We start from the raw sequence: 13,163 nt of genomic DNA on the forward strand, positions 1-13,163 counted from the left end.
CCCCGCCGCGCCACAGGGGCGGGACGGGGCGACCGGAGCGGACCGGTCGGCTGGTATGAAGAAGCGATGACGAGCGACCCCGCCTCCGCCCTTCCCGACCCCACCGACGAGGTCGTCGGCCTGTGCCGCGACCTCCTGCGGATCGACACCACCAACACCGGGGACAACGACACCAGCGTCGGCGAACGCGTCGCCGCCGAGTACGTGGCGGAGAAGCTGGCCGAGGTGGGCGTCGAGTCCGCCATCCACGAGTCGGCGCCGGGCCGCGCCAACCTGGTCGCCCGCATCCCGGGCGCAAACCCGAGCCGCGGCGCCCTGCTGGTGCACGGCCACCTCGACGTGGTCCCCGCCGACGCCGACGAGTGGTCGGTGCACCCGTTCTCCGGGGAGCTGTGCGACGGCTACCTGTGGGGCCGCGGCGCGATCGACATGAAGGACTTCGACGCGATGGTGCTGGCCGTGGTGCGGCACTGGCAGCGCACCGGGGTGCGCCCGCCGCGCGACATCGTGCTCGCGTACACCGCCGACGAGGAGGCCGGCAGCGACTACGGCGCACACTTCCTCGTCCAGCGGCACCGCGATCTCCTCGACGGCTGCACCGAGGCCATCGGCGAGGTCGGCGGCTTCTCCTACTCGGTCAACGACGAGCAGCGGCTCTACCTGATCGAGACGGCCGAGAAGGGCATCGACTGGCTGCGCCTGCGCGCCAAGGGCCGGCCCGGGCACGGCTCGATGGTGCACGACGACAACGCCGTCACCGCGCTCGCCGAGGCGGTGGCCCGGGTCGGCCGGCACCGCTTCCCCGTGGTGGTGACCGACACCGTCCGGGCCTTCCTGGAGGAGGTCTCCGACCTGCTCGGAATCGAACTCGACCCGGAGGACCCGGAGACCGCCATCGCCAAGCTGGGGCCGATCGCCAACATCATCGGCGCGACGATCCGCAACACCGCCAACCCGACCCGGCTCGCCGCCGGCTACAAGGACAACGTCATCCCCGGCCGGGCCACCGCCACCATCGACTGCCGCAGCCTTCCCGGGCAGTCGGAGCTGCTGGAGCGACAGCTGCGCGAGCTGGTCGGCCCGGACATCGTCATCGAGTACATCCAGCGCCAGCCCGCGCTGGAGACGACGTTCGACGGCGACCTGGTCGACGCGATGTCGGCGGCGCTGCGCGCGGAGGACCCGGGGGCCCGGCCGGTGCCGTACATGCTCTCCGGCGGCACCGACGCCAAGGCGTTCTCCCAGCTCGGCATCCGATGCTTCGGCTTCGCGCCGCTGCGGCTGCCCGCCGACCTGAACTTCTCCGCGCTGTTCCACGGCATCGACGAGCGCGTTCCGGTGGACGGACTACAGTTCGGCGTGCGGGTTCTCGACCGGTTCCTCCGCACCTGCTAGCCCCCGTCCGGAACGCCAGTGTTCCGCCGGGGAACCTCCCCATCGTGAAGGGACTGACCCACATGACCGACCAGCACGGTGAGCTGGACGCCGCCCTCGAGCGCGTGATCGATGCGGCCCGCCACCACCTGGCCGCCGTCCGAGCCGCGCAGGGCCGCGTCGACGACGACGACGTCTGGCAGGCGTACGTCGCCCTGAACAACGCCTCCTTCGCGTACGACGAGCAACTCCTGGACGCCTTCGGCGAGGTCACCCCCTGGGACGTCGAGTCGATCGACCCGGACGAGGCCGACGAGCGCTTCGGCGGGGAGGGCGTGGAGCCCACCGACCCGCACCCGCGGGTCATCTCGGTGCGCCAGCGGCGCGACTACCGGGTGCCGAGCGTGTCGGCGCTGATCCGGGTGGCCGAGGCGGCCCGCCGGGAGGGCACCCCGGCCGACGACGAGCCGGCACCCGTCGAGGGGGTCGGTGAGGCGGTGCTGGAGCTGCTCCAGAGCGGCGACGGCTCGCTCGGCGCACTGGACGTGCCGGAGCTGGAGCCGCTGGACGGTGTGGTGATGGTCAGCGAGGTCGGCACCCCGGTGGACCTGGAGTCCTTCGACGACGACGACCCGGTCGGCCCGTTCCAGCCGGCGCCCGACGACCGGCTGGTGGGCCGGCTCGACGAGCACCCGTTCCTGGAGCTCGACGACGAGCACGACCACGCCCACTAGGGCGGCGGCGCCCCGGGGCCCCCGGCAGTTCGGCCGGGCCCCGGGGCGTCCGCGTACCGGCGGTGCCGCCGGTGATCAGTACGACAGGCCCGGCTGCGGCTGGTTGACCCGTCGGCGGCGCAGCACCACCTGGCGCGTGCCGTCGCGGAACAGCCGCACCCGGGCCAACTCCCACCCGGAGAACTCCGCCTGGATCGCCAACTGCGCCGCGGCGGTCAACCGGTCGACGTTCGGCGGCAGCCGCAGCGGCGCGTACTCGTAGTCCATGAGCCCTATGCTGCCCAGCCCGGCGGCCGTCCGCCACCCCCTCGCCGGTGACCCGCGCCGCCGTCCGGCCCCGGGGTGTGACGTGGCCCACCCCGGCCGGTCGTCGCCCCCATACCCGGCCGGTCCACCGACACCGGCCGGTCCCGACACCTCCTAGTCGAGGGGCACGCTGTCGACGGGCGGGTTCGCCGCCAGCAGGGCGGCCAGCGCCGGCGGCGCCAGGAGCAGCGTCCGCGGGGTGCCGGCGTCCACCGCCAGCCCCCACGCCGGGTCCGGCCAGTCGGCGAGCAGGTCAGCGCAGGGCACCGCGACGAACGGCACGCCCGGCCCGGCGAACGCGGCCAGGGCGTCCGGCGTGGTGAAGACGGGCAGCAGCGACGCGCCGGACGCGTCGGCGACGACGGTCCAGGGCACGTCGCGGTCCGGGCCCGGCTCCGCCGCCAGCGGTACGCACACCGTCGCGGCGGCCAGGACGCCGAGGTACGCCGGCAGGTCCCGCCGCGCGACGGCGTCGCCGAGTAGCTCCTGCACCGTCCGGCCGCCCCCCGCCGAACCGTCCTCGGCGGCGCCGGCCGGCCCGGACCCGGTGCGGGTCGGCCCGTCCCGGGCGTCGGCGGTGGGCGCGGTGCCGTCGGCGGGCCGGTGGGCCGAGGTGGCGGCCCGTCCGCTCCGCTCCGGCCGGTCCCCGGCGGGCGGCTGCGGAGCGGCGGGAACGGGCGGGGGCGGCGGTGCGGCTGGCGGGGCCACGGGCACGGCCGGGCCGGCGGGCGGCCGGGCGGGCGGTGCGGCCATCGGCCGGGCGGGTGGCGCGGCCACCGGCCGGACGGGTGGCGGGGCCACCTGGGGCCGGGGTCGCGGCGAGCGCGGCAGGGTCGGCCTCGGCCGCACCCGGGGGCCGGTGGGCGGGAGGATCTGGCAGGACAGCGCGTCGGGTTCCGTGGTGAGCACCGCGGCGGCGGTCCGCGCCACGAACCCGCTCCACCAACGCAGGCCCTCGGGCGTGCGCGGCGTCTCGTGCCACCAGCCGCCGGCGCCCCGCGGCGCCTGCCAACCGAGCTCCGCGAGGTGCCGCTCGTCGTAGGCCGGGCAGATCCCCCGGACCCGGTTCCGGCGCACCATGAGGTGCAGCCGGCGGGGACCGGCGGCGAGTTCCAGATCGGTGTCGTGGTCGCAGCGGGACAGCGTGTCGTGGAGCTGGGCGACGACGTCGGGCCAGCCCGGCGAGGTCATGCCGGCGGCCCCGGGAGGCGTCCGTCGAGCCGCCCCATGGCCTCCTCCAACCGGCCCAGCGAGGCGAAGTCGCCGGGGGTGCCGAAGATTTCGTTGCGGCCCGCGCCGAGCGTGACGTCGAGGCCCTCGGTGCGCTCGCCGAGCTGCTCCGCCGCCGCCGTCCGGGCCTGCCGGTACGCCGCCAGCACCATCGCCGCGAGGTCCTCCGTGTCCACGCGCAGCGCGGTCGGCGCGAAGCTCAGGTCGGTCAGTTCGCCGGTGGCGTCGACGGTCGCGGACACCAGTCCACTGTCGTCGGTCGCGGTGCTGCTCAGCTCGTCCAGGTCGTCGCTGAGGCCGGCGAAGCGGCGTTCGAGGTCGGCGAGCCGTCCGGCGAGGGCGTCGAACGCGGACAGCGGGTCGGACATGACAACCTCCCGGGCGCGGTGCCGGTCCGGGGTGGCGACCGGCAGCCGCATGATCGTATCGTCGTCGCGCCGGGCGACGGGGAGGAACGGCATGGCGGACATCGACGTCGACGTGCGGGCGGTACGGCGCCTGGAGGCGGCGGCGAAACAGGTGGCCACCTCGCTGACCGCGCCCCGGTGAGCGGGCCGGCGGGAACCGCCGTCGAGCTGTGGAACGGCATCGACGGCGCACTCTCCGGTGTGGACAGAGCGGTCGACAGCGTCTGCCGGGCCCTGGCGTGGCCACTGATCCAGCAAGTGGTTCCACAAGTTCACGGATCCGGCGAAGGGCAGCTGGAAGCTCGGCAAGTCGGGCACGCCGTTCGACATGAGCACCTTCGAGCGCGTCGGGGCGCTGCGGGCGCACGGCATGGCAGACGGGGCGCGGATGATCGGCCGGGACTTCGTCACCAACCTGCCGTGGAACGTCCCGAACGCGGTGGTGCACGGCGCGACCTGGGGCACCGTCGCGGTGGTCTCGGGGCTGTCGGTGCCCGGCACGGACCAGCTCGACGACAAGATCGACGGGGCGGTGGCGGGCGGCGCCGAGTGGATCGACCCGAATGTCTTCGGGCAGCCGGCGGAGCAACCGGCCGGCCGGTGAGGGCCGATCGGAGGGGTGTGGCGTGACCGGTGCCAGGGGTCGACTCGGCCGGCTGACCGACACGGTGCTCGGCGGGGCGCGGGCCGCCCGCGACAGGGCCCGCGAGCTGCGTGACGAGTTCCGCACCAGCGACGAGCCGGAGCGCGCCCTGGTCGGGCCGCTGCTGCCCGGCGAGGAGATCCGCTACGTCGGCCTGGCGCCGGTGCGGGCGCCCGAGAACCACCGGGCGGGCGGCCAGCTCGCCGACCGGGTGAACACGGAGCTGGCCGAGGCGCTCGACCCGCGTGCGCTGTTCGGGCTGCTCCACGTCGTCAACCCGGTCGCGTGGGTGGACGCCGTGATGACGCCCGCGCGGGTCGTCGCGGGCGTCCTGCTGCTGCCGGGCAGGGCGGCCGTCCTCGCGGCGAACACCCCGGACGCGGCCGAGGCGGACGGGCCGGGCCGGGCCGCCGAGCCCCGGCAGCCGCTGCCGCTCACCGCCGAACAGGAGGCGTTCCGGGCGCTGTTCCGGCTCAGCCGCCACCGGCCGCTGGCCGACCAGCTCGCGGAGATCGCCTACCGGCGGCGGTACGTCTTCAGCGGCGACCTCGCCACGCTCGCCGGCAGCCTGCTGCTGTTCCTGGAGCGCTACACCGGCACCCCGCTCGTCGTCACCGACACCCACCTGCACCTGTTGCGGATGGGCCGCCGCCCCGACCCCGATCGGGAGGACCGCCGCCGCCCCCAGGTGCTGTGGAGCGTGGAGCGCAGGCGCATCGCCCGGATCGACTCCGACCACGGCGCCGCCCGCCTCGTGCAGTTCCCGTCAACCATCGTGTTCGACGACGGCTCCTGGATCCGGGTCGTCAACCCGGCCACCCGCGACGACCAGACGCGCTTCCTCGCCGCCGTACGCGACATCCCCGGTCGGCGCCCCACGGCCTGAACCGACCGCGCCCGCCGCACCGGCGCGGACGCCGGTCCCGCGCCGCGCCGTCGCGGCGGGGCAGGTCAGCCGTCGCGCTCGGGGTAGCCGACCGGTACGGCCGACACGTCGTCCAGCGCGGTGATGATCTCCTCCGGCAGCGTCATCCGCTCGACCTGGAGCGCGCCGAGCAGCTGCCCGACCGTCCGCGCGCCGAGGATCGGGGCCACCACCCCGGGCCGGTCGCGGATCCAGGCCAGCGCCACCTCCAGCGGCGAGACCCCCAGCCCGCCGGCCGCGGTGGCGACCGCCTCCACGATGCTGGAGCAGCGCGGCTCCAGGTAGGTGGCGACGAACCGCTCGAAGTGCGGCGAGGCCGCCCGCGAGTCGGCGGGGCGGCCGTGCCGGTACTTGCCGGTGAGCACCCCGCGGCCCAGCGGCGACCAGGGCAGCACCCCCAGCCCGAGGGCCTCGCACGCGGGCAGCACCTCCCGCTCCACGCCCCGCTCCAGCAGCGAGTACTCCACCTGCGCGGCCACCACCGGGGCGCGGCCCGGCCAGGCGGCCTGCCAGGCGGCCGCCCGCGCGGTCTGCCAACCGGAGAAGTTCGACACCCCGGCGTAGCGGACCCGGCCGCTGGCCACCGCGTGGTCCAGCGCCGCGAGGGTCTCCTCCAGCGGGGTGTCGGGGTCGTAGCCGTGCACCTGGAACAGGTCGACGTGGTCGGTGTTGAGGCGGCGCAGCGAGGCGTCCAACGTCCGCAGCAGGTGCCCCCGGGAGCCGTCGCGGCGCCGGCCGCTGCCCGGCCGCAGCCCCGCCTTGGTGGCGATCAGCAGTTCCTCGCGCGGCACCAGGGTGCCCAGCAGCGACCCGATGACCGACTCGGCGTCGCCGTCGCCGTAGACGTCGGCGGTGTCGATCAGGTTGCCGCCCGCGTCGAGGTAACTCTTCAGCTGGGCGGCCGCATCGTCGGCGTCGGTGTCCCGGCCCCACGTCATGGTGCCGAGCGCGAGCCGCGAAACCGCCAGCCCGCTTCGGCCGAGCGGTCGCTGTTGCATGGGTGAACCTTATTTCGAACCGGGCCGCGCGGACATCCTCGCTCCCGTCAAGTCTGCCGGGCGCGTCGTGTTTCCGACCGCCCGGGTCGGCCCCCGGTTGCGGTGAGCCGGTGATCGGGGCGTCCTCCCGCATTGCGTAACCTGATGCGACCTGTGGTGCGGATGGGGGAGGACCTTAGTGCGACTCGGGCTCAGCCTCGGATACCAGACGGCGTGGAGCACGCCGGCCGATCACCTGGCTCTCGCCCAGGAGGCGGACCGGCTCGGCTACTCGGTGGTGTGGGCGGCGGAGGCCTACGGCTCCGACTCGCCGAGCATGCTCGCCTGGCTGGCGGGGCAGACGGAGCGGATCGACGTGGGCAGCGCGGTGATGCAGATCCCCGCCCGCACCCCGGCGATGACCGCGATGACCGCGGCCACCATCGACTCGCTCTCCGGCGGCCGGTTCCGGCTCGGCCTGGGGGTGTCCGGTCCGCAGGTCTCCGAGGGCTGGCACGGGGTGCGGTTCGGCAAGCCGCTGGCGCGGACCCGCGAGTTCGTGGACATCGTGAAGCTGGCCGTCGCCCGCAAGGAGGTCGCGTACGACGGCGAGTTCTACACGCTGCCGCTGCCGGACGGGCCCGGCAAGGCGCTGCGCCTCGGCTTCCACCCGCCGCGCGGACACATCCCGATCTACCTCGCCGCGGTCGGACCGAAGAACCTGGAGCTGGCCGGGGAGATCGCCGACGGCTGGCTCGCCGTCTTCTACGCCCCCGAGTTCGCCGAGGAGCAGCTCGCGTCGGTCCGGGCCGGGCGGGCGAAGGCCGGCAAGGAACTCGCCGGCTTCGACGTGGTCCCGTCCGTCCCGGTGGTGGTCGGCGACGACGTCGCGTCCTGCGCCGAGCTGGTCCGCTTCTACGCGGCCCTCTACGTGGGCGGCATGGGCAGCCGGCAGCAGAACTTCTACAACCAGCTCGCCACCCGGATGGGTTACGGCGACGCCGCCCGCGAGGTGCAGGACCTCTACCTGGCCAAGCGGCAGCGTGACGCCGCCGCGGCGGTGCCGATGGAGTTCATCGACCGGACCTCGCTGCTGGGCCCGAAGGAGCGCATCGCCGAGCGGATGCGCGAGTACGCGGCCGCCGGCGTCACCACCCTGTCGGTGACCCTGTTCGCGGCGGACCGGGACAGCGGCGTGCAGACGCTGCGTACCGTCGCCGAGGCGCTGGAGCTCTCGGGAGTCGGCGAGTGACCTGGGTCGAGGCCATCGTCCTGGGCATCGTCCAGGGACTGACCGAGTTCCTGCCGGTCAGCTCGTCGGGGCACCTGCGGATCACCTCGGCGATCTTCTTCGACCGCGACGCCGGGGCGTCGTTCACCGCGGTCACCCAGCTGGGCACCGAGGCGGCGGTGCTGATCTACTTCGCCAAGGACATCTGGCGGATCACCCGGACATGGCTGGTCGGCATCCGGGACAAGTCGGTCCGCTCCAGCCTCGACTACCGGATGGGCTGGTACGTGATCGTCGGCTCGATCCCGATCGGGCTGTTCGGCTTCCTGTTCAAGGACCAGATCCGCACCGCCGGCCGCAACCTCTGGGTGGTGTCCACCACGCTGATCGTCTTCGCGTTCGTGCTGGCGTTCGCCGAGTACTGGGGCCGGCAGAGCCGCACCCTGGAGAACTTCCGGATGCGCGACGGCGTGGTGATGGGCTTCGCCCAGGCGATGGCGCTGATCCCCGGCGTGTCCCGCTCCGGCGGCACGCTCACCGCCGGGCTGCTGCTCAGCCTCACCCGGGAGGCGGCGGCGCGCTACTCGTTCCTGCTGGCCATCCCGGCGGTGGTGATGTCCGGGATCTTCAGCGTCGGCGACGTCTTCGAGCCGGCGGCCCCCGGCACCTCGGTGCCGAGCGTCGCCCAGATGGTCGTGGCCACGATCATCGCCTTCGGCGTCGGGTACGCGGCCATCGCCTGGCTGCTGCGCTACGTCGCGCACCACACCCTGTACGTCTTCGTGCTGTACCGGGTCGCGCTGGGCACCCTGGTGCTCGCCCTGCTGATGACCGGCACCATCAGCGCCACCTGATCCGCCCCGCAGCCCCGCCGGCCCCCGCCTCCGCCTCGTGCGGACGGGGGCCGGCCCGGGTCCGGGGCGGGCCGCGCAGACCGTCGGCGGGGTCAGCGCCCGTCCGGTTCCTCCGAGAGTGCAGCCCTGGGACGGGCGCGCAGGTGCGCCCGCTCGCCCTGCGTGCCGAACAGGCTGAGGAACTCGACCGGCTCGGCGTCGGCGGCCCCGAACCAGTGCGGCACCCGGGTGTCGAACTCGGCCGCCTCGCCGGGGGAGAGCACCAGGTCCCGCTCGCCGAGGACGAGCCGCAGCCGCCCGTTGAGGACGTAGAGCCACTCGTAGCCCTCGTGGGTCTGCGGATCGGGCTCCCGGCGGGAGCTGCTGGCCGGGATCACGAGCTTGTACGCCTGGATGCCGCCGGCCCGGCGGGTCAGGGGCAGCATCGTCATGCCGTGCCGGGTGACGGGCCGCAGGTGGATGCGCGGGTCGCCGGTGGGCGGGGCGCCGACCAGCTCGTCGAGCGTGACGCCGTGGGCCCGGGCCAGGGGGAGCAGCAGTTCGAGGGTCGGCCGGCGGGAGCCGGACTCCAGCCGGGACAGCGTGCTCACCGAGATGCCGGTCGCCCCCGACAGGTCGGCCAGCGTGGTCGCGCGCTGCCGGCGCAGCGCGCGCAGCCGGGGTCCCACCGCGCCGAGCGCCTGGTCGAGATCGTCGTCCATGCCGCCAGTTTGCCAGCCCGGCAACAATACTTGCCAGCGGGTCGGTGCGGGGCTGGATGCGGCGGCCACGACGGACGCCGCGTACGCCCGCCGCCGGGCGCAGGATCATAGGGTGTCACCGTGGCGACCCTTCTGCTTCTGCGACACGGCCGGACGACCGCGAACGCGGACGGCGGGCTGGCCGGCCGCCAGCCGGTCGAGCTGGACGACACCGGCCGGGCCCAGGCCGCCGCGGTGGGCGAGCGGCTGCGGCCGGTGCCGCTGGCGGCGGTGGTGACCAGCCCCCTCATCCGCTGCCGGCAGACCCTGGAGCTGGCGTTGCCCGGGGCCACCCCGACGGTGGAGGAGGGCCTGACCGAGTGCGGCTACGGCACCTGGGAGGGACAGCCGCTCAAGAAGCTGGCCAAGGAGCCGCTCTGGCCGGTGGTCCAGCAGCACCCGAGCGCGGCGGTCTTCCCGGAGGGGGAGGCGATGGCGGCGATGGCGGCGCGGGCGGTCGCCGCGGTGCGCTCGTGGGACGCCCGGGTCACCGCGGAGCACGGCCCGGAGGCGGTGTGGCTGGCGTGCAGCCACGGCGACGTGATCAAGGCCATCGTGGCCGACGCGCTCGGCGTACACCTGGACCTGTTCCAGCGGATCGTGGCCGATCCGGCGTCGGTGACGGCGATCCGCTACACCCCGCTGCGGCCGTTCCTGGTGCGGCTCAACGACACCGGCGGCGACCTGGCCGCCCTGGTGCCGCCGCCGCCCAGGCGACGCCGCCGGGCGGCCCGGGCCGCCGGCGCGGCCGACTCCGACGCGGCGGTGGGCGGCGGCGCGGGGGCAGGCCGGTGACGGCCCGGCGGCGGCCCACCGCCACGCCCGGGCCCGGCCGCCGCCCAGCCGGGCGCGGCGGGCGCGCGGCGATTCGCGTCGGTGGGGTACGCGGTGCCGTGGCGCGCCGGATAGGGTCGTGGGTATGACCCACCAGGTGCACGCCTTCGAGCCGCCGGAGCGGTTCGTCGCCGGGACCGTCGGGCCGCCCGGGGAGCGCACGTTCTTCCTCCAGGCGCGCGGCGGCGGCCGGCTGGTCAGCGTCGCGCTGGAGAAGGTCCAGGTGTCGCTGCTCGCCGAGAAGCTGGAGGAGCTGCTCTCCGAGGCGCAGCGCCGCTTCGGTGTGGAGTTGCCCGAGCCGGTGGCCGCCGTCGGCGACAACGACCCGCTGGACACGCCGGTCGACGAGGAGTTCCGGGTCGGCACGCTCGGGCTGGCCTTCGACGTCGACACCGTGACCGTGGTGATCGAGGCCATCGCCGCCGGCGAGGCGGAGGCCGAGGTCGAGTTGGGCGAGCCGGACGACGACGAGGACGTCGACGACGAGCCGGACGACGACCTCGACCGGCTCCGGGTGCGGCTGACCCCCGAGGCGACCCGCGCGTTCATCGAACGGGCCCGGCGGGTGGTCAACGCCGGCCGCCCGCCCTGCCCGCTGTGCGGCCAGCCGCTCGACCCGGCGGGTCACCTCTGCCCGCGCCACAACGGTTATCACCGGTGACCTCGTCGGAACTCCAGCCCCGACAGGACGGCGACGCCGCGCTCCGACTGCTCCGCGACGGCCGGCTCGACCTGGAGGGGCGACTCGTCGACGCCTCCAACACCACCCTGCGTGGCATCCTGACCCTCGACGGGGCGACCGCGCGGTGCGTCTACAAGCCCGTGCGGGGTGAGCGTCCGCTGTGGGACTTCCCCGAGGGCACCCTGGCCGGCCGGGAGGTCTCGGCTTACGTGGTCTCCCGAGCCACCGGGTGGGACCTGGTCCCGCCCACGGTGCTGCGGGACGGCCCGTTGGGGCCGGGGTCGTGCCAGCTCTGGATCGACGAGCCGGCGGAGGCCGAGCCGCTGGTCGGCTTCGTGCCGGCCGACGCGCTGCCGCCCCGCTGGTTCCCGATCGCCGCGGCCCGCGACGACGACGGCACGCCCTACGCGCTCGCCCACGCCGACGACCCGCGGCTGGCCCGCCTCGCGGTGCTCGACGCGGTGATCAACAACGCCGATCGCAAGGGCGGCCACGTGCTGGTCGGCCCGGACGACCGGATCTACGGCGTGGACCACGGGGTGAGCTTCCACGTCGAGGAGAAGCTGCGCACCGTGCTCTGGGGCTGGGCCGGCCGGCCGCTGCCGGGGGATGCCGTGGAGATGCTCGACGCGCTCGCCGGCCAGCTCGCCGGCGCGCTCGGCGCGGAACTGGCCGACCACCTCACCATCGGGGAGATCGCCGAGCTGGCCGCCCGGGTCGACCGGATGCGCCACACCGGCTGCTTCCCGCAGCCGCCGCAGGACTGGCCGGCGGTGCCCTGGCCCCCCATGTGACCGCCCGACACCGCTCCGGCGGGGCTGTCACGATGATCACTTGTGGGGTGGCCGTGTCCGGGTCCGGCGGCTGGTTAGGCTGACGGTCATGGACTCTTGGGTGGGGCACGAGGTGCCGCGGCTGCCGGGCAGGGGCGGGCCACTGGCGTTGTTCGACTCGGCGCGGCAGGGCGTCCGGCCGAGCGAGCCGTCCGGCACCGCGACCATGTACGTCTGCGGCATCACCCCGTACGACGCGACCCACCTCGGCCACGCCGCCACCATGATCGCGTTCGACCTCGTGCAGCGGATGTGGCGGGACGCCGGCCTCGACGTGCGCTACGTGCAGAACGTCACCGACATCGACGACCCGCTGCTGGAGCGGGCCGAGCGCGACGGCGAGGACTGGAAGGTCCTGGCGATGCGCGAGACGGCGCTGTTCCGGGAGGACATGGAGGCGCTGCGGATCATCCCGCCGGCGCACTACGTGGGCGCGGTCGAGTCCATCCCCGACATCGCCGAGAAGGTCCTCGTGCTGCTCAAGGAGGGGGCCGCGTACCGCTTGGAGGACGGCACCGGCGACGTCTACTTCGACATCGCCGCCGCGCCCCGGTTCGGCTACGAGTCCAACCTGTCCCGCGAGCAGATGCTGGAGATCTTCCCCGAGCGCGGGGGCGACCCTGACCGGGCCGGCAAGCGCGACCCGCTCGACCCGCTGCTGTGGCGCGGCGCCCGCGAGGGCGAGCCCTCCTGGCCGGGCGGCGACCTGGGTCCCGGCCGCCCCGGCTGGCACATCGAGTGCGCGGTGATCGCGCTCAACCTGCTGGGCGACCGGATCGACGTGCAGGGCGGCGGCAACGACCTGATCTTCCCGCACCACGAGTGCTCCGCCGCGCACGCCGAGCGGCTCACCGGCGCGGCGCCCTTCGCCGACCACTACGTGCACGCCGGCATGATCGGCCTGGACGGCGAGAAGATGTCGAAGTCCCGCGGCAACCTGGTCTTCGTCTCCAGGCTGCGCGCCGACCGGGTCGACCCGATGGCGGTCCGGCTGGCACTGCTGTCCGGGCACTACCGCGCCGACCGCACCTGGACCGACGAGCTGCTGGCGACCGCGCAGCAGCGGCTGGCCCGCTGGCGGCAGGCCGCCGCCGCGCCCGCCGGCCCGTCGGGGGAGGCGTTCCTGGCCGGCGTACGCGCCCGCCTCGCCGACGACCTCGATTCGCCGGGCGCCCTGGTGCTGGCCGACGAGTGGGCCGTGGCTGCCCTCGCCGGCACCGCGACCGACCCGGCCGCCCCCACCCTCTTCGCCGACACCCTCGACGCCCTCCTGGGCATCCGCCTCTGACCCAGCCCTCGCTCCCCAGGCCTCGGGTCCCGACCGCGATCTTGCACTTTCGGCCCTCGACGCGCGGCGGGTGTCCGCCTTCTCCCGGCGGTAAGTGCAAGATCG

General features: G+C 74.9%; 15 protein-coding genes. 10 read left to right on the forward strand and 5 right to left on the reverse strand.

From position 1 onward, the window contains the following. Positions 1-66 precede the first annotated feature (66 nt). Positions 67-1,395, forward strand: coding sequence for a M20/M25/M40 family metallo-hydrolase (locus ACGFZ2_RS03300; RefSeq protein ID WP_393449670.1), 1,329 nt, complete (start codon positions 67-69; stop codon positions 1,393-1,395). A 62-nt stretch (positions 1,396-1,457) separates the two neighbouring features. Further along, a complete protein-coding gene (locus ACGFZ2_RS03305) occupies positions 1,458-2,108 on the forward strand; it encodes a hypothetical protein (protein ID WP_350704635.1) in 651 nt (216 codons plus the stop codon). Between the two features lie 75 nt (positions 2,109-2,183). Here the strand turns inward: ACGFZ2_RS03305 and ACGFZ2_RS03310 are convergent, their stop codons facing one another. The 3 genes from ACGFZ2_RS03310 to ACGFZ2_RS03320 all read right to left on the reverse strand — a co-directional run bounded on the left by ACGFZ2_RS03310 (position 2,184) and on the right by ACGFZ2_RS03320 (position 4,063). Then, positions 2,184-2,375, reverse strand: coding sequence for a DUF5703 family protein (locus tag ACGFZ2_RS03310; protein ID WP_053655860.1), 192 nt, complete (start codon positions 2,373-2,375; stop codon positions 2,184-2,186). A 153-nt stretch (positions 2,376-2,528) separates the two neighbouring features. After that, entirely contained in the window at positions 2,529-3,605 is a 1,077-nt protein-coding gene (locus ACGFZ2_RS03315; RefSeq protein WP_393449673.1) for an SseB family protein, read from the reverse strand. Further along, complete coding sequence (locus ACGFZ2_RS03320; protein ID WP_393449676.1) at positions 3,602-4,063, reverse strand: YbaB/EbfC family nucleoid-associated protein; 462 nt, start codon at positions 4,061-4,063, stop codon at positions 3,602-3,604. Before ACGFZ2_RS03320 ends, ACGFZ2_RS03315 begins: the two co-directional genes overlap by 4 nt. Positions 4,064-4,379: 316 nt before the next feature. On the opposite strand from ACGFZ2_RS03320, the gene ACGFZ2_RS03325 reads away from it, so the two are divergent. Continuing rightward, positions 4,380-4,655 carry a hypothetical protein gene (locus ACGFZ2_RS03325; protein WP_393449679.1) on the forward strand — a complete coding sequence of 92 codons (276 nt, stop codon included), beginning with the start codon at positions 4,380-4,382 and terminating at the stop codon, positions 4,653-4,655. Between the two features lie 22 nt (positions 4,656-4,677). Beyond that, the gene (locus tag ACGFZ2_RS03330) at positions 4,678-5,580 is read left to right on the forward strand and encodes a hypothetical protein (RefSeq protein ID WP_393449682.1); all 903 of its coding nucleotides are present in this window, start codon (positions 4,678-4,680) and stop codon (positions 5,578-5,580) included. Positions 5,581-5,645: 65 nt separating this feature from the next. Here ACGFZ2_RS03330 and ACGFZ2_RS03335 read toward each other — a convergent pair whose 3' ends face one another. Continuing rightward, positions 5,646-6,617: an aldo/keto reductase gene (locus tag ACGFZ2_RS03335; protein ID WP_357696938.1), complete on the reverse strand. Its 972-nt coding sequence runs from the start codon at positions 6,615-6,617 to the stop codon at positions 5,646-5,648. Positions 6,618-6,795: 178 nt separating this feature from the next. Between ACGFZ2_RS03335 and ACGFZ2_RS03340 the strand changes: the two genes are divergently transcribed. After that, positions 6,796-7,848, forward strand: a complete 1,053-nt coding sequence (locus ACGFZ2_RS03340; RefSeq protein ID WP_393449685.1) for an LLM class F420-dependent oxidoreductase — start codon at positions 6,796-6,798, stop codon at positions 7,846-7,848. After that, positions 7,845-8,681, forward strand: a complete 837-nt coding sequence (locus ACGFZ2_RS03345; protein ID WP_393449688.1) for an undecaprenyl-diphosphate phosphatase — start codon at positions 7,845-7,847, stop codon at positions 8,679-8,681. Before ACGFZ2_RS03340 ends, ACGFZ2_RS03345 begins: the two co-directional genes overlap by 4 nt. A gap of 92 nt (positions 8,682-8,773) precedes the next feature. On the opposite strand, the gene ACGFZ2_RS03350 is transcribed toward ACGFZ2_RS03345, so the two are convergent. Then, complete coding sequence (locus ACGFZ2_RS03350; RefSeq protein ID WP_393449691.1) at positions 8,774-9,382, reverse strand: helix-turn-helix domain-containing protein; 609 nt, start codon at positions 9,380-9,382, stop codon at positions 8,774-8,776. A 120-nt stretch (positions 9,383-9,502) separates the two neighbouring features. Between ACGFZ2_RS03350 and ACGFZ2_RS03355 the strand changes: the two genes are divergently transcribed. The 4 genes from ACGFZ2_RS03355 (at position 9,503) to mshC (ending at position 13,058) form a co-directional block, all read left to right on the forward strand. Further along, complete coding sequence (locus ACGFZ2_RS03355) at positions 9,503-10,216, forward strand: histidine phosphatase family protein (protein WP_350704367.1); 714 nt, start codon at positions 9,503-9,505, stop codon at positions 10,214-10,216. 124 nt (positions 10,217-10,340) lie between these two features. Then, positions 10,341-10,916 carry a DUF3090 domain-containing protein gene (locus ACGFZ2_RS03360; protein ID WP_393262275.1) on the forward strand — a complete coding sequence of 192 codons (576 nt, stop codon included), beginning with the start codon at positions 10,341-10,343 and terminating at the stop codon, positions 10,914-10,916. Beyond that, complete coding sequence (locus ACGFZ2_RS03365; protein WP_393449695.1) at positions 10,913-11,731, forward strand: SCO1664 family protein; 819 nt, start codon at positions 10,913-10,915, stop codon at positions 11,729-11,731. The genes ACGFZ2_RS03360 and ACGFZ2_RS03365 overlap by 4 nt, the downstream gene beginning before the upstream one ends. A gap of 88 nt (positions 11,732-11,819) precedes the next feature. Next, complete coding sequence (mshC, locus tag ACGFZ2_RS03370; RefSeq protein ID WP_393449698.1) at positions 11,820-13,058, forward strand: cysteine--1-D-myo-inosityl 2-amino-2-deoxy-alpha-D-glucopyranoside ligase; 1,239 nt, start codon at positions 11,820-11,822, stop codon at positions 13,056-13,058. The last annotated feature ends 105 nt before the right edge of the window (positions 13,059-13,163 follow it).

It is taken from the genome of Micromonospora sp. NPDC048063 (assembly GCF_043202855.1).
Lineage (GTDB): Bacteria > Actinomycetota > Actinomycetes > Mycobacteriales > Micromonosporaceae > Micromonospora.

Bases quoted from the DNA above. Each gene is read 5' to 3' on its own strand.
- ACGFZ2_RS03300 (WP_393449670.1), top strand. From the start codon at position 67: ATGACGAGCGACCCCGCCTCCGCCCTTCCCGACCCCACCGACGAGGTC.
- ACGFZ2_RS03305 (WP_350704635.1), top strand. From the start codon at position 1,458: ATGACCGACCAGCACGGTGAGCTGGACGCCGCCCTCGAGCGCGTGATC.
- ACGFZ2_RS03310 (WP_053655860.1), bottom strand. From the start codon at position 2,375: ATGGACTACGAGTACGCGCCGCTGCGGCTGCCGCCGAACGTCGACCGG.
- ACGFZ2_RS03315 (WP_393449673.1), bottom strand. From the start codon at position 3,605: ATGACCTCGCCGGGCTGGCCCGACGTCGTCGCCCAGCTCCACGACACG.
- ACGFZ2_RS03320 (WP_393449676.1), bottom strand. From the start codon at position 4,063: ATGCGGCTGCCGGTCGCCACCCCGGACCGGCACCGCGCCCGGGAGGTT.
- ACGFZ2_RS03325 (WP_393449679.1), top strand. From the start codon at position 4,380: ATGAGCACCTTCGAGCGCGTCGGGGCGCTGCGGGCGCACGGCATGGCA.
- ACGFZ2_RS03335 (WP_357696938.1), bottom strand. From the start codon at position 6,617: ATGCAACAGCGACCGCTCGGCCGAAGCGGGCTGGCGGTTTCGCGGCTC.
- ACGFZ2_RS03350 (WP_393449691.1), bottom strand. From the start codon at position 9,382: ATGGACGACGATCTCGACCAGGCGCTCGGCGCGGTGGGACCCCGGCTG.
- ACGFZ2_RS03360 (WP_393262275.1), top strand. From the start codon at position 10,341: ATGACCCACCAGGTGCACGCCTTCGAGCCGCCGGAGCGGTTCGTCGCC.
- mshC (WP_393449698.1), top strand. From the start codon at position 11,820: ATGGACTCTTGGGTGGGGCACGAGGTGCCGCGGCTGCCGGGCAGGGGC.